We start from the raw sequence: 18,286 nt of genomic DNA, 5'->3' as shown, positions 1-18,286 counted from the left end.
GCCCCCGGCTTTTTCTTGCTGAAAATACTCGAAATCCGACGGCCGCCACCCGGCCACCCGGCCCGCTACCTCTTCGGCTTGTCGTCGTAAGTGTCCCGCAGGATGCGCTCGGCATTCCCCTCCGGGTCGTCATACTGGTTGCTGCGCACCGTCCAGACGAAGAACGCCAGCCCCAGCCCGCCCAGGATCAGCGAGATCGGGATCAGATAGGCCAGGATCGTCATGCGCGCCTCCCCGACAGCCGCAGCGCGTTCAGCGACACGGTAATCGAACTCGCCGACATCGCCAATGCGGCGATCAGCGGCGTCGCCAGACCGGCCACCGCCAGCGGCACGGCGATGATGTTGTAGAGCGTCGCCAGCCGGAAATTCTCGGTGATCCGCCGCCGCGCCTTGCCCGCCACCACCAGCGCCTCGGCCAGCGGGGCCAGGTCCGTGCCCAGCAGAACCACGTCACTCGCCACCCGGGCCGCATCCAGCGCCGAGGCGGGCGAGATCGACACATGCGCCGCCGCCAGCGCCGCCGTGTCGTTCAGCCCGTCGCCCACCATCAGGACACGCGCGCCCTGATCGGACAGCCCCGCCACGATCCGCGCCTTCTCCTCGGGCAGCACACCCGCGTGCCACGCCGCGATCCCCAGCCGGTCCGCCAGCGCCCTCACCGCCGGTTCGGTGTCGCCCGACACCAGCCAGACCGCCTTGCCCGCGCGCAACAGCTCCGCCACGGCCTCCTCCGCGCCGGGCCGCAACGCATCCTCGAAGGTCAGCGTCACGGGCGCCGCCTCTCCGATCTTCAGGTAGGTCGCCGTCCGGTCGCAGGGTTCCGCCCCGACCCAGGCCGCGCGGCCCAGCCGCACCTCCAGGTCGCCCACGCGCCCCGACACGCCATAGCCCGGCACCTCGGCAATCCCTGTCACGTCCGCCGCCTTCGCCTCCGCCTCGCCCAATGCCTTGGCAATCGCCCGCGCCAGCGGATGCGCCGAGCCCCGCGCCAGCGCCAGCGCAACGCCCCGCGCGGCATCGTCCAGACCCTCCGCATTGGTCAGCACCGGCACCCCCGCCGTCAATGTCCCGGTCTTGTCGAACACCACCGTGTCGACCTCCGCCAGCCGCTCCAGCGCGGTCTCGTGCTTGATCAGCATCCCCTTGCGGAACAGCCGCCCCGACGCCGCCGTGGTCACCGCGGGAACAGCCAGACCCAGCGCACAAGGGCAGGTGATGATCAGCACCGCCGCCGCGATGTTCAAAGCGGTGCGCATATCGAACGTGTAAAGAAACCAGCCCGCAAAGGCCAAGGCGGACAGGATATGCACGCCGGGCGCATAGAGCTTCGCCGCCCGATCCGCCAACGACGTATAGCGCGACCGCCCCGACTCCGCGATGGCCACCAGGTCCGCCATCCGGTGCAAGGACGTCTCGGCCCCCACCGCGCTGGCGCGGATGCGCAGCGGCCCGGTCAGGTTCACTTCGCCCGCCGACACCGCCTGCCCCGGCCCGGCAAAGACCGGCACCGTTTCGCCGGTCAACAACGAACGGTCCAGCTCCGAGGTGCCCTCGACGATCTCGCCATCCACCGGCACGCGCCCGCCCGCGCGCACCACCAGCACGTCGCCCACCGCCAGTTCCGCGATGGGGCGTTCGACCTCCCCACCGTCCTCGACCCGCCACGCGCGCGGCACTTCCAGCGCCGTCAGTTCCTCGGCCGCCGACCGCGCCACGGCCCGTGTCCGGTGATCCAGGTAGCGCCCCGCCAACAGGAAGAACACCAGCGCAATCGCCGCGTCGAAATAGGCGTGATGCCCCGACAGGGCCGTTTCCCACAGCGACGTCACCACCGCCAGCCCCACCGCCAGCGTGATCGGCACGTCCATGTTCAGCCGCCCCTGCCGCAGCGCCGCCCAGGCGTTGCGGTAGAAAGGCACGCCACAGAACGCCACGGCGGGCAGGGCAATCGCCGCCGAAATCCAGTGAAACATGTCCCGCGTCGCATCATCCGCCCCGGACCAGACTGCGACCGACAGCAACATCACGTTCATCGCGGCAAAGCCCGCCACCGCCAGTCGCATCAACAGCTCGCGCCCCGCCCGGTCCGTCGTCGTGGCGTTCAGCGTGCCGGGATCCAGCTCATGCGCCTCGTATCCCAGCCCCTCGACCAGCCCCACCATCTCGGCGGGCGTCACGTCTGCGTCCGCGTCGATGCTCGCCCGCTTCAGCGTCAGGTTCACCCGCGCCGAGCGCACGCCGGGATGCCCATTCAACCCGTCCTCGATCTTGGAAATACACGCGGCGCAATGGATCGTCGGCAGCGACAGCGCGATCTGCCCCGCCTCCGGCGCGACCTCCACATCGTCCACACCGGGGGCCGCCGCACAGGCCGGGCAGCCCATCGCCGCCTGATGCCGCATCGCCACGGTCACGCGCCGTCCTCCTTGATCAGCACCACGCGCTGCTGGAACACCGTGCCGTCCTCGGCCCGGGCCTCCATGCGGATGTTCCAGTTGCCCGCGCCCAGCGGCACGGTGGCGAAATAAGCCTCGCCGTCGAACCGGAACGCGGGCGTCACGTCATCCTTCACATGGGTCGCCCGCCCCACCGTGGCGTCGAGCGCGGCCACTTCCACCGGCTGGCCGTCCGCATCGGTGATCTTCAACTCCAGCAGACCCGCCTTGTGCGTCGCCGCCACGCTCCAGCCCAGCGCTTCCTGCGCGTCGCGCCGGTCGTCGAAGCTCTGGCTGGCGACATAGGAGTTCTTCGTCTCCAGCCCCGGAAAGGTCTTCACCGCCGAGAACGCCAGCACCAGGTTCACCGCGATGATGATCGAAAACGCCCCGGCGAACCCGGCGAAGACGTGCCATCCCTTGATCGTGAAATCAGTCTTCATTCGCCCCTCCCGTTGAACACCGTGTCCTTGTGGGCCCGGTCCCCGTTCGAGATGTCCTCGACCCACAGACGTACATCCGTGGCGTCACTCCGTGCGGCCTCCGACCCCTGCGGCGCGATCAGGTAGACGCGCTGCAAATAGGTCTCGTTCGCCGGCACATCTACCGTTTCATAGGGGGTGCCTTCAAGCTGCACGCGCACCGACGGGTCCCCCTTGACCGAAATCCGCATCGGGCGCGCCTCGCCATGCTTGTTGCGCAGCCGCACCTCGTAGGTGTTGCGGATCGACCCGTCCGACAGGGTGACGAAGGTCGGGTTGCGCACCGGCGCCACCGTCAGGTCGATATCCGCCCGGATGAACAGCGCAAAGAGCAGCCCCGCGCCCACCAGCGACCACAATGATGTATACATGATCGTCCGGGGCCGCAGGATATGCTTCATGATCGGCTTCGGCGGCTTGCCCTCGCGCTCGCGCACCTCGTCGGTCAGCGCCATGTAGTCGATCAGGCCGCGCGGCTTGCCGATCTTGGCCATGATGTCGTCGCAGGCGTCGATGCACAGGCCACAGGTGATGCATTCCATCTGCTGCCCGTCGCGGATGTCGATCCCCATGGGGCAGACATTCACGCAGGCCATGCAGTCGATGCAGTCCCCCGGCCCCTTCGCCGCCGCCGTGGCATCGGGCACCATGTCGCTCTCGCCATTGGGCACCGGCGTCCGGGCGTAACTGCCCCCGGCGGTTGCCCCGGCGGCGTGCGATGCCGCCTCGGCCTTGACCGCATCTTCCGTCTGCCGCCGCCGCACGTTCCCCTTACCACGCGGCTCGCCCCGCCAATAGCGATAGCCGATGGTCAGCGTATCCTCGTCCATCATCGCCGCCTGGATACGCGGCCACGGGCAGGCATAGATGCAGATCTGCTCCCGCGCGAACCCGCCGAAAAAGAACGTCGTGCCGGTCAGGATCGCAATGGTCGTATAGGCGATGGGATGCGCGTTCAGCGTGAAGAGATCACGCAACAGCGTCGGCGCATCGGTGAAATAGAACACCCAGGCACCCCCCGTGGCCACCGCGATCAGCAGCCACAGCGCCCACTTGGTCAGCCGCAGGCGCAGCTTGCGCGCATCCATCTTCTTCTGACGGTGCAGCCGCAGCCGCGCGTTGCGGTCCCCCTCGACCCAGCGTTCCACCAGGATGAACAGGTCCGTCCACACCGTCTGCGGGCAGGCATAGCCGCACCAGACCCGGCCCAGCGCCGAGGTGAACAGGAACAGGCCCAGGCCCGCCATCACCAATAGCCCTGCCACGAAGTAGAACTCGTGCGGCCAGATTTCGATCCAGAAGAAAAAGAACCGCCGGTTCGCCATGTCCACCAGCACCGCCTGGTCGGGCAGCGACGGCCCCCGGTCCCACCGGATCCACGGCGTGACGTAATAGATCCCCAGCGTAAAGATCATCAGGATCCACTTGAAATTGCGGAACCAGCCGCTCACGCGCTTGGGAAAGACAGGCTCCCGCGCGGCGTAAAGGCTCGGCGGGGTTTCGGGGGACTCAGATGTAGAGGACACGGATAGCTCTCGCTCCGATATGGTCTGTTGCGCCCCTGCGTTCTGACACGCCCACGGCGCGAATACTTTGACTCAGGTCAAACCGCCGCGTCGGTCCTCTCGGACGCCTGCCGCCGCAGCCACGTCACGAAGGCCCTTGCCTTGGGCCGCAGCACGCCAGGCCGGGTGACGATGTGGTACCCCGTTTCACCCGCATCCCGAAACAGCAGCTTCAGCCGCCCCGCCTCCAGCTCCGCCGCGACCGAGGACATGGCCGTGCTGATCACTCCCTGCCCGGCGCGTGCGCCATCCAGCATCAGGTTGCCGGGGACCTGCGTCACGCTCTTGGCGCGCCCTTCCGTCACCCCGTGCTTGCGCAGCCAGTCGGTGGATTCCGACGTGCCCAGCTCCTCCAGCCATGGATACTCCAACAGGTGTTCGGGCCGGGTGATCTCGCAATCGCCCACCAGCGACGGCGCCGCGGTGATCACGATGTCCGACGGCACCAGCATCTCCACCTCCAGCCCCGGCCAATTGCCGTCGCCGAACCGGATCGCAAGGTCATAGCCCCCCGGCGTCAGCTCGTGCAGTTCCGCCGACGGGTTGATCATCAGGTCCACGCCGGGATGCCGCGTCTGGAAATCCATCAGCCGCGGCATCAGCCAGGTCGAGGCGAACAGCTGCGTCGTCGACACCTGCACCGCCCGGTCCGCATCGGCCCCCGTCAGCGCGTCGATACTGCGCGCGATCGTGTCGAACCCGGTCTTCAGCGCATCGGCCAGCTCGCGCCCCTCGGTGGTCAACTGCAGCTTGCGCCCGCTGCGATCCACCAGCGGCACCCCCATCCGCGTCTCCAGCGCCTTGACCTGCTGGCTGATCGCGGCATGGCTCACGTTCAGCGCCGCCCCCGCCGCCTGGGCCGAGCCGGTCTCGGACAGGGCCGCAAAGGCGCGCAATGCCGTCAGGGGCGGGAGGGTCAGCCAATCCGTCATGTAATCTCAGCTTACATATCGGAATTTTTCCTGAGTCGCAATGACGCGCTATAGGTGCCAGATTGAGGCTATCACACGAACCCGAAAGGAACACGACATGCTTGGTATTCTTTCAGATAGCTTCCGCACCGCCACCCGCCTCAATGACACCAACATTCGCGAGGGCCGCGGCCACTGGGCGCCCAACACGCGCTTCGACAACCGCCGCGATGCCGAGCTTGAGGCGCATCGCATCGCCCGCCTGCCGCGCTAGGCCGACCCAATGTTCGAGGCCCGCATCTTTCATCCCAAACCGGCCTCGCGCCCCCGGCCCTGTCCCTGGCCCTGGCGCACGCGCCGCTGGCCCTTCCAAGTTCCTGATGTCGGCCCGCGCGCGCGTTAGGCGCGCGGGGCGTCTCCCCTGACTGGCCCGTGGTCCCGGTCTCATGGCCGCGCCACGGGTCTTTTTTGACCAACAGAAGCCACCTTATGACCTGGAACCTGGCTCACACCGCAGACACGCCCGCCGGCCCCGTCGCCTGGGGCAGCGCCGGGTCGGGTCCGCCGCTCGTGCTTGCCCATGGCTGGCCGTGGTCGTCGGTGTCGTGGCACCGGCTCATCCCCGCCCTGGCCGAAACCCATAGCGTCCACTGGTACGACATGCCCGGATATGGCCGCTCCGGCAAACGCGCCGATCAGCCCACCGGCCTCGACGTGCAGGGACAGGTCTTTGCCCACATGCTCACCCACTGGGGCCTCGACCGCCCCCGCGTCGTGGCGCATGATTTCGGCGGGGCGACCAGCTTGCGCGCGCATCTGCTGCACGGGGCCGAATTCGACCGTCTCGTGCTGATGAACGTCGTGGCGATGCGGCCCTGGGGGTCTGATTTCTTCGACCATGTCGGCCGCCATGTCGACGCCTTCACCGGCCTGCCCCCGCATATCCACGAGGCCATCGTGCGGGCCTATATCGACGGTGCGCTGGTCACCGACCTTGCCGCCGACGATACCGAGGCGCTCGTCGCGCCGTGGCTGGACGAGGCCGGGCGCGCCAGTTTCTACCGCCAGTTCGCCCAGGCCGACGAGTGCTTCACCGCCGAGATCGAGCCGCGTTACGGCGCCGTCCGCTGCCCGGTCACGATCCTTTGGGGAGAGGCCGATCCCTGGATCCCGCTCGACCGGGGCCGCGCCCTGCACGGCCTGATGCCAGGGTCGGACTTCAAGACGCTGCCGGGCGTCGGCCACCTGCCCCAGCTCGAAGCGCCCGAGGCGGTACTGCGCGCCCTGTCGGGCGTGCTCGAAAACTGACCTGGTGAAACGAAAACACCGGCCCCTCCTGGAATGCGCGAACAGAGGGAGGGGCCGGTGCCGTCCCGGGGGCATTGCAATAGTGCCTCCGGGAATCTCGATATGGGAACGTCAGCTCATTCGCCGCCGCCCAGCTGGTGGACATAGGCCGCCACCGCGCGGATCTCGGCCTCCGTCAGGCGCTCCTGCCAGGGCGGCATCACGCCAAAACGCGAGTTCCACACCGTCTCGTAAAGCGCGTCGTAATCGCCGCCATAAAGCCAGATCGCGTCGGTCAGGTTGGGCGCGCCCTGTTCGACCATGCCCTTGCCTTGCTCGCCGTGGCAGGCGGCACAGTTGTACTCGAACACTTCCGCGCCCGCTTCGGCGGCTTCCGCGTCCTGCGGCTCGCCCGACAGGGACATGACGTGGTTCACCACCTGCACGACCTCTTCCTCGGTCAGCAGCTCGTCACGACCAAAGGCCGGCATGGCCGAGTAGCGCGCGTCGGGGTCCTCGTCGTTGCGAATCCCGTGGGTGACGGTGGTATGGATCGCCTCCATCGTGCCGCCCCACAGCCACGCGTCGTCCGACAGCGTCGGATAGCCGGTGGCCCCGCCGCCCTCGCGCCCGTGGCACTGCACGCACCAGGTGTTGAACACCGCCTCTCCGGCCGACCGGGCATAACCTGCCAGCTCGTCATCGCCGGGGATCGCCGCCAGCTCGGCACTTGCCAGCCGCTCGTTGATCTGCGCGTTGGCCGCCTCGGCCGCCTCGATCTCGGTCTGCACGTTGGCCCGGGTCGAGTACCCCAGGTAACCTTGCGTCGCGCCCGAGATCATCGGCCAGGCCGGATAGGCGATCGTGTACCACACGCCCCAGATGATGGTGGCGTAGAACACCCACAGCCACCAGCGCGGCAAGGGATTGTTGTACTCCTCGATCCCGTCCCATTCGTGGCCGGTCGTCTCGACCTCGTGCTTGTCTTGCGGTTTCTTAGCCATTGTTCTGGTCCTCCTCGGAGGCACGGCGCGTGGCCGGGGCCGGCGCATCTTCGTTGCGGAAGGGAATGTCGGCGACATCCTGGTAGGCGCTGCGCGATCCGGGCCGCATGACCCAGAGCACGACGCCGATGAAGAAGGTGAAGAGCGCCAGCAGCATCCAGCTGTCCGCGAACTCCCGCAGCAGGGAATAGGTGTCCATCGTCGTCCCTCCTTACCGGCTGGCCACGGGCGTGAAGGTCGAGAAATCGACCAGCGTGCCCAGCATCTGCAGATAGGCGATCAGGGCGTCGGCTTCGCTGATGCCCGGACGGCCGTCGAAATTGGCCACCTGCGCGCTTTCGCCATAGCGTTCGATCAACCCGTCATAGTCGCTGTCGGGATCGGCCTGCGCCTTGAAATCCGCCTGCGCGTTTTCCACATGCGCGTCCTCGTAGGGCACACCCACCAGCTTGTGCGTCGCCAGAAGCTCGTCCACGTACTGCCCGTCGATCAGCCGCTCCTCGAGATAGCCATACTTGGGCATCACCGATTCCGGCACCACCGATTGCGGGTCGCGCAGGTGGTCCACATGCCAGGCGTTCGAGTACCGCCCGCCCACGCGCGCCAGGTCCGGCCCGGTGCGCTTCGACCCCCACTGGAACGGGTGGTCGTACTGGCTCTCTGCCGCAAGGCTGTAATGGCCGTAACGCTCCACCTCGTCGCGCATCGGCCGGATCATCTGGCTGTGGCAGACATAGCATCCCTCGCGGATGTAGATGTCACGCCCGGTCAGCTCCAGCGGGGTGTAGGGCCGCATCCCCTCCACCTCTTCGATGGTGTTCTCCAGCCAGAACAGCGGTGCGATCTGCACGATGCCGCCGATGGTCACCACCAGGAAGGCAAAGATCGCCAGCAGGGTCACGTTGCGTTCCAGGATCTGGTGCCGGTCCAGGAAGGTCTTCTTCTTGGGCCGGTCCCCCACGCCCGAGGCCGAAGCCGGCATCGGGGGTTTCTGCATTTTATCGTCAGCCATTTTTCCGGCCCTCCTTATTCAGCCGGGACAGCGGAGTTGTCGGTCTGCACCGCCGGGCTCCGTCTGACTGTCATGTAAAGGTTGTAGCACATGATGATGGCACCAGAGAGGAACATGACCCCACCCAGACCGCGCACCACGTACATCGGAAGCTTCGCGCTCACCGTGTCGGCGAAGGAGTTCACCAGGAACCCGTTGGCATCCACTTCGCGCCACATCAGGCCTTCCATGATGCCGGTCACCCACATCGACGCCGCGTAAAGAATGATCCCGATCGTCGCCAGCCAGAAGTGCCAGCTCACCAGGCTCAGGGAGTACAGCCGCTCGCGGTTCCACAGCTTGGGCACCAGGAAGTAGAGGCACCCGAACGTGATCATCCCGTTCCAGCCCAGCGCGCCGGAATGCACGTGCCCGATGGTCCAGTCGGTGTAATGCGACAGGCTGTTCACCGCGCGGATCGACATCATCGGCCCTTCGAAGGTGGACATCCCGTAGAACCCAAGGCTGATCACCATCATCCGGATCACCGGATCGGTCCGCAGCTTGTCCCACGCGCCACTCAGGGTCATCAGACCGTTGATCATCCCGCCCCAGGACGGCATCCAGAGGATGATCGAGAACACCATGCCCAGCGTCGAGGCCCAGTCGGGCAGCGCGGTGTAGTGCAGGTGGTGCGGCCCGGCCCAGATATAAAGAAAGATCAGCGCCCAGAAGTGGATGATCGACAGCTTGTAGCTGAACACCGGCCGCCCGGCCTGTTTCGGCACGAAGTAGTACATCATCGCCAGAAAGCCTGCGGTCAGGAAGAACCCCACGGCGTTGTGCCCGTACCACCATTGCGTCATCGCATCCTGCACGCCCGAAAAGACCTGCACGGATTTCGAGCCGAAGATGCTGACCGGGATGCTCAGGTTGTTCACCACGTGCAGCATCGCGACAGTGATGATGAACGACAGGTAGAACCAGTTCGCCACGTAGATATGCGGCTCCTTGCGCTTCACCAGCGTGCCGACGAACACGGCCAGGTAGGACACCCAGACGATGGTCAGCCACCAGTCCACGTACCATTCCGGCTCGGCATATTCCTTGGATTGCGTCGCGCCCAGCAGGTAGCCGGTCGCGGCCAGCACGATCACCAGCTGGAATCCCCAGAACACGAACCACGCCAGGTTTCCGCCCCACAGACGCGCCGCACACGTGCGCTGCACCACGTAAAACGACGTCGCGATCAGGGCGTTGCCGCCAAAGGCGAAGATCACCGCGCTGGTGTGCAGGGGCCGCAGCCGGCCAAAGTTCATGTAGCCTTGCGCCCATTCGAAGTTGAGGCTCGGAAAGGCCAGTTGGAACGCGATGAACGTCCCCACCAGAAAGCCCACGACTCCCCAAAGCGCCGTGGCGATCACCCCGGCGCGCACGACCCCGTCCATGTATTCCCCGGACAGATCGACCACGGGGCGGTCCTCGTCCGTGTTGCGCAGCACCCAGATGAACATGCCCGCCGCCACCAGGGCGATGGTCAGCGCATTCACAAGGTACGCGATATCCCGTGCCTGGTTGGCGGCGAACAGCGCGAAGAACGCGATCAGCCCCAGCAGGATCAGTTTTACGTAGTTACCCATTTTGCGTCCCTTTGCCGTATGTCCGCACGGACGCCCCCCGGGGACGCCGCACGGATCTATCAGACTGACCCGCTTATTTCCGATGGCGACTCGGGGCGCTTTGATCTGCATCAAAGGTTTCGCAGGTAACGGTTGATCCCCATCAAGGCGCGTCACGCGGCCCGGACCTACGCTCTGCGCGAACGGTCAATAAACGGAGTACCGCAATGTCCTGGAAAACGATCTTCTGCGCGCTGTCCGACATGTCCCGGGTCGAGCACACCCTGACCCATGCCGCCGATCTCGCGCGACTGCACGGCGCGCATCTCGACGTGCTCAGCCTCGGTGTCGCCCGCGATCCGGCCACGCATTACTTCTCCGGCGCCGGCGCCTCCGCCATGATGGTGCAGAACATATTCGAAGGCTGCCACGAGGAAGCCGCCGAGATCGACAGCGCCGCGCGCGCGGTGCTGGGCAAGCAGGACGGTTTCTTCTGGTCCTGCGACAAGGGCGTCGCGCAGCTGGCCGACTTGGGGCACCATGTGGCCGACCGCGCCCGCTTTGCCGATCTCGCTGTGCTGCCCATGCCCTACGGCGAGGGGCTGGGCCCCGAGCTTGCCCCCCTGACCGAGGCGATCCTGTTCGACGGGCGCATCCCCGCCATGGTCCTGCCGAACGCCCCCGACATCACCCTCGACCCCAGGCGGGTCGTGGTCGCCTGGAATGACGGGCGCGAGGCGCTGCGCGCGGTCCGCGACGCGCTGCCGATGCTGCAACGCGCCGACCGCGTGCATGTCGTGGTGGTCGATCCGCCGGTGCACGGCCCGAACCGCTCAGATCCCGGCGGGCTGGTCTCGCAATTCCTGGTGCGCCACGGCGTCACGGTCGAAATCGACGTGCTGTCCAAAACCCTGCCCCGCGTCGCCGACGTGCTCCTGCGCCGCGCGCAGGACATCGACGCCGACGCGCTGGTCATGGGCGCCTACGGCCATTCCCGCGTCCGCGAGGCGGTCTTCGGCGGCGCCTCCCGCCACATGCTGGAGGATGCGCCACTGCCGCTCTTCATGGCGCACTAAGGCGGAGACCATCGCGGCGCTCGGGACAAGGCACAGGTCTTGTCCCCCCTCGGCCTCAGACCGACCCGAGGTAGTACCCGATGGCCTCTTCCAGTTCCGTCTCCTCGTACCCGAAATGCGAACGCACGACCTCTTCCAGCTTTCGGTACGTGGCGGCGGCCTGGGCAAAGTTCGCCTCGTCGGGGTTGTCCGCAAGCGCGTCCGCGGCGTGCCCCAGGCGGACGATCAACTCGTGGACCACCTCGTGCTCTGACATCAGCTTGGCCACGACCTCCCGAAACATCCCGCCGCCCGCCGCCTCGATCCGCGGAAACATATCCGTGGTCTCGATGTCGTGGTGCAGCTTCAACACCTGGCACTCGCGCCCGCACAGCGTTCCGAACACGCGGAAATTCTCGGCCATGTCCAGCGACAGCACGATCTGCCTCAGGTCGTCGGGCGGGCTGTCCCGCGCCTCGATCCGCGCCAGCACCGCGCCGATCTGCGCCATCTCCATCAGGTAGTGCCGGTGGATCGCCGCCAACTGCCGGCCCTGCCGCCGGTGCCTGTCCGTGGCCTCCGGCACAGGCGGCGCCGTCGGCCGCGCGGCTTCGTCAAGGGTAAGGTCGTCCAGCGAGCGGGTCGAAAGATCGGTCATGCCGGCTAACAAAGCCCCCGCCCTCGTGAAGTCAAGACCGCCCGACACACCGTAGGGTGGGTGAAAACCCACCTTTGGTGGGTGAAAACCCACCTTTGGTGGATGAAAACCCACGCGCCGCGCCTTAACCAGGCATTAACCCCGAACGCTCGGTTAACCCCGCCAATCCGGGAAAATCGCACCGTCGCGATACCACTCAAATACCGACGCGATACCGACATCGAATTTTGATTGAAATCAAACGGTTAACCCCGATTCCCGGGCTCAGGCCAGCATCCCGCCGTCGCTGTCGTCTCCGGCCTCTTCCAGCAGGCGGTCGAAGTCCGGCACCGTCACGTGCCGCTTGCCTTCCAGGTGGATCACCTGGTCGCGCTTCAGCGCGCTGATCTGCCGGCTCACCGTCTCTAGCGTCAGGCCCAGGTAATCGGCCATCGCCTCGCGTGTCAGCGGCAGGTCGAACACCACCTGGCCCGCGGCCTTGGACATGTTCAGCACCGCGTTGCGCCGCCCCAGGATGGCCAGGAAAGACGCGATCTTCTCCCGCGCCGTCTTGCGCCCCAGAAGAAGCATCCATTCGCGCGCCGCATCCAGCTCGTCCAGCGTCATCTCCAGCAGGCGCTGCCCGATATGCGGGGTGACTTCCATCATGTTTTCAAAGGGTTGCTTGCGGAAACAGCACATCACCACATCGCTCACCGCGACCACGTTATAGGCCGCCTTCTCGCGCCCCGGACGGCCCACGAAATCGCTCGGCAACAGCAGGCCCACCATCTGCGTGCGCCCGTCCTCCAGCGTTTGCGTCAGCATCGCAATCCCCGACACGACCGAGCCCACGAAATCCATCCGGTCCCCGGCCCAGATCAGCGTCCGGCCCGCCTCGAAGCTGCGGTAGTACTTGATCTGGTCCAGCTGCTCCAGTTCCTGCGCATCACATCGCGCGCATACCGCCCTGTGCCGAATGGGGCATTCCCCGCATTCACGGGGGATCGCGTCATGTGCGTCTTTGAGCATCGACAGTGCTTTCGGTCGAGTTGATCTGCATCAAGGTTTTTGTGTTTTCCCACCTCTAATCTAACGTCATGATTGACCGAGAACAACTCCGCAGACTGGGACTGTTCGACGCGAATGTACCGCGTTACACCAGCTATCCCACGGCCCCGCATTTCTCTGATTCCGTTGGGTTTTCGACCATGCGGGACTGGATTTCCGCCATCACGCCGGGCAGCGCGATTTCGCTTTACCTGCATGTGCCTTTCTGCCGCAGGTTGTGCTGGTTCTGCGCCTGCCGGACGCAAGGCACCAAGTCGCTCTCGCCCGTCGCCGCCTACGTGGAAACGCTCAAGGCCGAGCTGGCGCTTCTGAAGAACACCCTGCCCGAAGGCGTCACCCTGTCGCGCCTGCACTGGGGCGGCGGTACGCCGACGCTGCTGTCGGCCGACCTGATCACCGACCTCGCCAGCGCCGTGCGCGACGCCGTGCCGTTCGGCGACGACACCGAGTTCTCGGTCGAGATCGACCCGAACGAGATCGACGCCCCCCGGATCGAGGCGCTCGCCGCCGCGGGCATGAACCGCGCGTCCGTGGGCGTGCAGGATTTCGACGACGTGATCCAGCAGGCCATCGGCCGCATCCAGACCTTCGACATCACCCGCGACACGATCGACGCATTGCGCGCCGCCGGGGTGCGCAGCCTCAACGCCGACATCCTTTACGGCCTGCCGCACCAGACCGGGGCGCGCATGGTCGAAAGCGTGCAAAAGCTTTTGTCGCTCAACCCCGACCGCGTGGCGCTTTACGGCTATGCCCACGTGCCGTGGATGGCCAAGCGCCAGCAACTCATCCCGTCCGACGCGCTGCCCACGCCCGAGGAACGGCTGGAGCTGTTCGATGCCGCCCGCCGCCTGTTCGTCTGGGATGGCTATCAGGAGATCGGGATAGACCATTTCGCCACGCCCGATGACGGCCTCAGCATCGCGAAGAAGCTGGGGCGCCTGCGCCGCAACTTCCAGGGCTACACCGACGACACGTCCGAGGTCCTGGTGGGCCTTGGCGCCTCGTCGATCTCGCGTTTTCCGCAAGGCTATGCCCAGAACGCCCCCGCCACCGGCGCCCACACCGGCGCCATTCGCGAGGGCCGCTTCTCCACCAGTCGAGGGCACGTGTTCAAGGGTCAGGATCTTTTGCGGGCGCGCCTCATCGAGGCCGTCATGTGCGATTTCCGGGTCGATGCCGGTGAAATCTGCGAGACGTTCAGCATGTCCCGCCAGGCTGTCCGCAGCTTGCTCGAACCGACGGCACGCGCCTTCGACGGACTTGTCGACCTCAGCAACGAAGGTCTCTTCATCCCCCCGGCGGCGCGCCCGCTGACGCGGATGATCGCCCGCAGCCTCGACGCCTACGACCTCAGCCGCGCGGGCCACAGCCCGGCGATCTGACGCGCTTCAGGTCAGTCGCTTTTCCAGCACAAGCGCATCGACCGGGCGGCCTTGGGACCGGGTATAGTAGCCCACCCGCCGCGCCAGGTCCGAGAACCCTTCGGACAGGTAGAGCGCCAGCGCGGCGTCATTGTCGGCGGCCACTTCCAGAAACAGGCGCTCGGCCCCGCGGGACACGGCCGCGTCTTCGAAAGCGCGCAGGCAGGCCCGCCCGCGCCCCTGGCGGCGCACCTTCGGATCGGTGGCCAATGTCAACAACTCGGCTTCGCCCGCCACGGCCTGCCCCATGGCAAACGCCTTGGTGTCCCCCACGACGAAAACATGGTCCCGGTCCAGAAGGTCCCGAAATTCCGCCGCGCTCCAGCTGCGACTTTGCCCTGCAAAGGCCCGCGCATGAAGATCCGCCAGCGCCTCAGGCGTCATCGAGGATGACCGGCGGCACGTCCCGTGATGGCGCCGCGTCCGCGGGCTTGAGGTAGAGCGGCGCGGGCGGCGGTACCGGCTCGCCCAACCTGCTCGCCGCGATCAGGGCAATCGCCGTCGCGGGATCGTGCAGCGGGCGCAACGCCTGCGCCCCGATCCGGGCCGCCACGGGCTCGGCTGCCGCACCGACACACTGCAGATTGGCGTCGAAAATCTCCGCAGACACCTCGTCGAGCGGCACCAGCTTCGGCCCGAACGCCCGCCGCAATCCGAACCCTTGGGCATAGACCTGATCCCGCGGCGCATCGCGTACCGACAGGATCGGCCCGTCAAGGCCGAACGCCGCCGCTTCCAGGATGCTGACCCCCACTGCGGGCACGTCCAGCGACAGGGCCAGCCCCCGCGCCGCGGAAACGGAAATGCGAATGCCTGTGAAATTTCCCGGCCCTATCCCCACGCCGATAGCATCGAGGTCGCCCCATGCGGCCCCCGCGCGGTCCAGCGTCTCTTCCAGCGCCGGGAAAAGGGCCTCGGCCTGGCCCTTGGGCATTTCGACATGCGATTCCGCCACGATGCCCTGCCCCGAAAGCAAGCACACCCCCAGCCAAGGGCCGGAGGTGTCGAATGCCAGAACGCGCCGAGCGTCGGTCACGAGGTCAGACCCCGACCGGACGCACCTCGGTGACTTCGGGGATGTAGTGGCGCAGCAGGTTCTCGATGCCCATCTTCAGGGTGATGGTCGAGGACGGGCACCCGGCACAGGCGCCCTGCATGTGCAGGTAGACAACGCCGCGTTCAAAGCCATGAAACGTGATATCGCCGCCATCCTGCGCCACCGCCGGGCGCACGCGGGTGTCCAACAGCTGCTTGATCTGGTCGATGACTTCCGCGTTTTCGCCTTCGCTCGCGGCGTGGCCCGACTCGGCGGCCTCGCCCGTCATGACCGGCTGACCGGACTGGAAATGCTCCATGATCGCGCCCAGGATCGCGGGCTTCACGTGATCCCACTCCACCGCGTCCTGCTTGGTCACGGTGACGAAATCATTGCCGAGGAAGACCCCGGTCACACCGTCCACGCCAAAGACGCGCGCGGCCAGCGGCGACTTGTCGGCAGTGTCCGCCGTGGGAAAATCCGCGGTCCCGGCTTCCAGCACGGTCTGGCCGGGAAGGAATTTCAGCGTTGCGGGATTCGGGGTCGATTCTGTCTGGATGAACATGGTGCGCGCCCTCTTTTTCAGTTGCTCAAGATATGCGCAGCGGGGTGGGCGCTGTCAAGGTTTGGAACGATTCTAAAAAGTCGGTCACGTGATCGCTTCCAGCCGCTCCTTGCTCAAATCACCCGGAACAATGGTGATCGGGATCGGCAACCCACCGGAATTCTTCGACAATTGCGACACCAGCGGGCCCGGGCCCTTCTTGTCGGCACTGGCGCCAAGCACCAGCACGCCGATTTCGGTGTCTTCCTGGACCTGCGCCATGATCTCGGCCACCGGCTCGCCCTCGCGGATGACCAGCTCGGGGTCGATGCCCTGCTTGTCGCGCATCCACTTGGCGAAAACCTCGAAATGCGCGTGGATTCGCTCGCGGGCCTCCTCACGCATGATGTCCCCGACGCCGATCCAGTGGTTGAACTCCTCGGGCGGAATCACCGCGAGAATTTCGACACCGGCCTGCGTGTTCTTGGCGCGCATGGCGGCGAACCGCATCGCGTTGAGGCATTCGCGGCTGTCGTCCAGCACCACGAGAAACTTGCGCATGATGTTCCCTTTGTCTTGCGGCGTTCATATTGCCGGGTTCGAAGGCATCGGGCAACCGCCGCTTTCGGGTTGGGCCGACCGGACCGCTATCAATCGAACGTGCCCGCCACCCGGCCCACCAGCATGAAGGCGCGCGCCGTACGCGTGTCCGACATCTCGGACATCTCGGCATCCGTCGCCACCTCGGCGAACTGGCTGATCGTGCGGTCGAAAAGCCGCAGGAAATGGTGCGCCGCATCGCGAAAGATCGTGTCCTGCTTCATCCGCGCGGCCGTCAGCGCCAGCGACGAACGGTCCCGCACCCCGCCCAGCGCGGCCACGGCGCGCCCCCGTTCCCCGGCGGCGAAGCGGCGCCAGACCTCGGGGCGGGCCATGTCGGGGCGCAGGTCGTCCATGTAGATACCGTCCTGCGACAGCAGCGTCAGCACGTCCTGGCTGGCCTGGATCAACTGCGCGCTCTGTCGGTTCTTCAGCGCGCGCCGCAACGCCGCAAAGCCGGCCTTGTCCTCGGCATTCTCGGGAAAGTTCAGCGCGCGAATGAAATCCTCGGTGGCCAAGGGGGGCGTCATGTCCTCGGGCGGCGTGCCCAGCGGCAGCGCCACCTGGTCGGAGCTGGTCTCTTCCGGCGCGTGCACCGGCGCGGGGCGCGGCTCCGTGGCCTGCCGCACGGTCGAGAACGTGGCCAGGGCCGTCTCCGTCTTGCGCTGCGCCGCCGCGATTTCCTCGAGCTTCTTGGCGACAGAGGTCTGCGAAACGTCATGGACGCCCTGGCTCTGCGCCACGTAAGCTTGCCGGATCGCGTCGATCGCCGTTTGCAAGCGCTGGCTCTCTTCACGCATCACCTTGCTGGACCGCGCCGCGGTCGCCGCGACCCAGATCATCGCCACCGGCATGAAGATCGCCAGCAGCACCACCACGAACTGCAGCGCCCCGCCGGATTCGGCGAACAGGCCCATCGGCTCCAGCACCAGAAAGAACACCGCCGTTCCCAGAAGCCACACAGCTGTCAGGGCGAGCGCGATCACCTCGACCCCGGTCACCCTGTCCTTGCGGGGCCGGTCATAGACGCCAAGCGGCGTCTGCGGTGACTGGTTTCGGTCGGTCATGGGCAAACCTGAGTGAAAGGTATCGGGTCAGATAAAGGCGACCTTCAGCACTTCGTAGGCCTTGTCGCCACCTGGTGTGCGCACTTCTACGCTATCGCCCTCTTCCTTGCCAATGAGCGCACGCGCGATCGGCGATTTCACGTTCAGCAGGCCCTTTTCGATATTGGCCTCGTACTCGCCCACGATCTGATAGGTCTTTTCCTCGTCCGTATCCTCGTCCACCAGGGTCACCGTGGCGCCGAACTTGATCGGGCCGGACAGCTTCTTGGGGTCGATCACGTCCGCCAGGCTGATCGCGCCTTCCAGTTCCTTGATACGGCCCTCGATGAAGGACTGCTTTTCCTTGGCGGAATGGTACTCGGCATTCTCCGACAGGTCGCCATGCTCGCGCGCCTCGGAAATCGCCTTGATGATGGCGGGGCGCTCGACGGATTTCAGCTGTTTCAGCTCCGCGTTCAGCGCATCGAAACCGTCCTGTGTCATCGGGATCTTATCCATGACCTGTCCTTTTTTCTGTCCCTAGTATCACCAAGGGGCCGCCCTTCCGCGACCCCGT

General features: G+C 66.2%; 21 protein-coding genes. 4 read left to right on the top strand and 17 right to left on the bottom strand.

Annotation, left to right across the window (positions count from 1 at the left end):
• Positions 1–65 precede the first annotated feature (65 nt).
• The 5 genes from ccoS to FIU85_RS13815 all read right to left on the bottom strand — a co-directional run bounded on the left by ccoS (position 66) and on the right by FIU85_RS13815 (position 5,416).
• On the bottom strand, positions 66–224 hold the full coding sequence (gene ccoS, locus FIU85_RS13835; RefSeq protein ID WP_152493859.1) for a cbb3-type cytochrome oxidase assembly protein CcoS: 159 nt from the start codon (positions 222–224) through the stop codon (positions 66–68).
• Entirely contained in the window at positions 221–2,416 is a 2,196-nt protein-coding gene (locus FIU85_RS13830) for a heavy metal translocating P-type ATPase (protein WP_254702903.1), read from the bottom strand. The genes ccoS and FIU85_RS13830 overlap by 4 nt, the downstream gene beginning before the upstream one ends.
• Positions 2,413–2,880, bottom strand: coding sequence for a FixH family protein (locus FIU85_RS13825; protein ID WP_152493860.1), 468 nt, complete (start codon positions 2,878–2,880; stop codon positions 2,413–2,415). Before FIU85_RS13825 ends, FIU85_RS13830 begins: the two co-directional genes overlap by 4 nt.
• Entirely contained in the window at positions 2,877–4,445 is a 1,569-nt protein-coding gene (locus FIU85_RS13820) for a cytochrome c oxidase accessory protein CcoG (protein WP_152497307.1), read from the bottom strand. The genes FIU85_RS13825 and FIU85_RS13820 overlap by 4 nt, the downstream gene beginning before the upstream one ends.
• A 77-nt stretch (positions 4,446–4,522) precedes the next feature.
• The gene (locus FIU85_RS13815) at positions 4,523–5,416 is read right to left on the bottom strand and encodes a LysR family transcriptional regulator (protein WP_152497306.1); all 894 of its coding nucleotides are present in this window, start codon (positions 5,414–5,416) and stop codon (positions 4,523–4,525) included.
• A gap of 97 nt (positions 5,417–5,513) precedes the next feature.
• Between FIU85_RS13815 and FIU85_RS22055 the strand changes: the two genes are divergently transcribed.
• Together FIU85_RS22055 and FIU85_RS13810 are read left to right on the top strand one after the other, a co-directional pair.
• Positions 5,514–5,669 carry a hypothetical protein gene (locus tag FIU85_RS22055; RefSeq protein ID WP_172978161.1) on the top strand — a complete coding sequence of 52 codons (156 nt, stop codon included), beginning with the start codon at positions 5,514–5,516 and terminating at the stop codon, positions 5,667–5,669.
• Between the two features lie 215 nt (positions 5,670–5,884).
• Complete coding sequence (locus FIU85_RS13810; protein ID WP_152497305.1) at positions 5,885–6,703, top strand: alpha/beta fold hydrolase; 819 nt, start codon at positions 5,885–5,887, stop codon at positions 6,701–6,703.
• A 116-nt stretch (positions 6,704–6,819) separates the two neighbouring features.
• On the opposite strand, the gene ccoP is transcribed toward FIU85_RS13810, so the two are convergent.
• From ccoP to ccoN, 4 genes are read right to left on the bottom strand one after another with little or no spacing between them, the layout of a single operon-like run.
• On the bottom strand, positions 6,820–7,686 hold the full coding sequence (gene ccoP, locus FIU85_RS13805; RefSeq protein WP_152493864.1) for a cytochrome-c oxidase, cbb3-type subunit III: 867 nt from the start codon (positions 7,684–7,686) through the stop codon (positions 6,820–6,822).
• The gene (locus FIU85_RS13800) at positions 7,679–7,885 is read right to left on the bottom strand and encodes a cbb3-type cytochrome c oxidase subunit 3 (RefSeq protein WP_152497304.1); all 207 of its coding nucleotides are present in this window, start codon (positions 7,883–7,885) and stop codon (positions 7,679–7,681) included. Before FIU85_RS13800 ends, ccoP begins: the two co-directional genes overlap by 8 nt.
• A 12-nt stretch (positions 7,886–7,897) precedes the next feature.
• On the bottom strand, positions 7,898–8,668 hold the full coding sequence (ccoO, locus tag FIU85_RS13795; protein WP_152494586.1) for a cytochrome-c oxidase, cbb3-type subunit II: 771 nt from the start codon (positions 8,666–8,668) through the stop codon (positions 7,898–7,900).
• Positions 8,669–8,712: 44 nt separating this feature from the next.
• Complete coding sequence (ccoN, locus tag FIU85_RS13790; protein WP_152497303.1) at positions 8,713–10,317, bottom strand: cytochrome-c oxidase, cbb3-type subunit I; 1,605 nt, start codon at positions 10,315–10,317, stop codon at positions 8,713–8,715.
• 206 nt (positions 10,318–10,523) lie between these two features.
• On the opposite strand from ccoN, the gene FIU85_RS13785 reads away from it, so the two are divergent.
• Positions 10,524–11,372 carry a universal stress protein gene (locus FIU85_RS13785; RefSeq protein ID WP_152497302.1) on the top strand — a complete coding sequence of 283 codons (849 nt, stop codon included), beginning with the start codon at positions 10,524–10,526 and terminating at the stop codon, positions 11,370–11,372.
• A 55-nt stretch (positions 11,373–11,427) separates the two neighbouring features.
• Here FIU85_RS13785 and FIU85_RS13780 read toward each other — a convergent pair whose 3' ends face one another.
• Complete coding sequence (locus FIU85_RS13780) at positions 11,428–12,009, bottom strand: hemerythrin domain-containing protein (protein WP_152497301.1); 582 nt, start codon at positions 12,007–12,009, stop codon at positions 11,428–11,430.
• Positions 12,010–12,273: 264 nt separating this feature from the next.
• Positions 12,274–13,020, bottom strand: a complete 747-nt coding sequence (gene fnrL / locus FIU85_RS13775) for a transcriptional regulator FnrL (RefSeq protein ID WP_152497300.1) — start codon at positions 13,018–13,020, stop codon at positions 12,274–12,276.
• A 68-nt stretch (positions 13,021–13,088) separates the two neighbouring features.
• Between fnrL and hemN the strand changes: the two genes are divergently transcribed.
• A complete protein-coding gene (gene hemN / locus FIU85_RS13770; RefSeq protein WP_152497299.1) occupies positions 13,089–14,444 on the top strand; it encodes an oxygen-independent coproporphyrinogen III oxidase in 1,356 nt (451 codons plus the stop codon).
• A 6-nt stretch (positions 14,445–14,450) separates the two neighbouring features.
• On the opposite strand, the gene FIU85_RS13765 is transcribed toward hemN, so the two are convergent.
• The 6 genes from FIU85_RS13765 to greA all read right to left on the bottom strand — a co-directional run bounded on the left by FIU85_RS13765 (position 14,451) and on the right by greA (position 18,228).
• On the bottom strand, positions 14,451–14,867 hold the full coding sequence (locus FIU85_RS13765) for a GNAT family N-acetyltransferase (protein ID WP_152497298.1): 417 nt from the start codon (positions 14,865–14,867) through the stop codon (positions 14,451–14,453).
• A complete protein-coding gene (gene tsaB / locus FIU85_RS13760; protein WP_152493872.1) occupies positions 14,857–15,519 on the bottom strand; it encodes a tRNA (adenosine(37)-N6)-threonylcarbamoyltransferase complex dimerization subunit type 1 TsaB in 663 nt (220 codons plus the stop codon). Before tsaB ends, FIU85_RS13765 begins: the two co-directional genes overlap by 11 nt.
• 4 nt (positions 15,520–15,523) lie before the next feature.
• The gene (locus FIU85_RS13755) at positions 15,524–16,084 is read right to left on the bottom strand and encodes a NifU family protein (RefSeq protein ID WP_152493873.1); all 561 of its coding nucleotides are present in this window, start codon (positions 16,082–16,084) and stop codon (positions 15,524–15,526) included.
• Between the two features lie 84 nt (positions 16,085–16,168).
• The gene (locus tag FIU85_RS13750; RefSeq protein ID WP_152493874.1) at positions 16,169–16,624 is read right to left on the bottom strand and encodes a universal stress protein; all 456 of its coding nucleotides are present in this window, start codon (positions 16,622–16,624) and stop codon (positions 16,169–16,171) included.
• Between the two features lie 89 nt (positions 16,625–16,713).
• Positions 16,714–17,730, bottom strand: coding sequence for a hypothetical protein (locus tag FIU85_RS13745; RefSeq protein ID WP_152497297.1), 1,017 nt, complete (start codon positions 17,728–17,730; stop codon positions 16,714–16,716).
• A gap of 27 nt (positions 17,731–17,757) precedes the next feature.
• Positions 17,758–18,228, bottom strand: a complete 471-nt coding sequence (gene greA / locus FIU85_RS13740) for a transcription elongation factor GreA (protein WP_152493876.1) — start codon at positions 18,226–18,228, stop codon at positions 17,758–17,760.
• Between the last annotated feature and the right edge of the window lie 58 nt (positions 18,229–18,286).

It is taken from the genome of Roseovarius sp. THAF8, from assembly GCF_009363735.1.
Taxonomy (GTDB): Bacteria; Pseudomonadota; Alphaproteobacteria; order Rhodobacterales; family Rhodobacteraceae; genus Roseovarius.
Note: the sequence above shows the minus strand (reverse complement) of the source record. Positions and strands in the feature narration are given on the sequence as shown.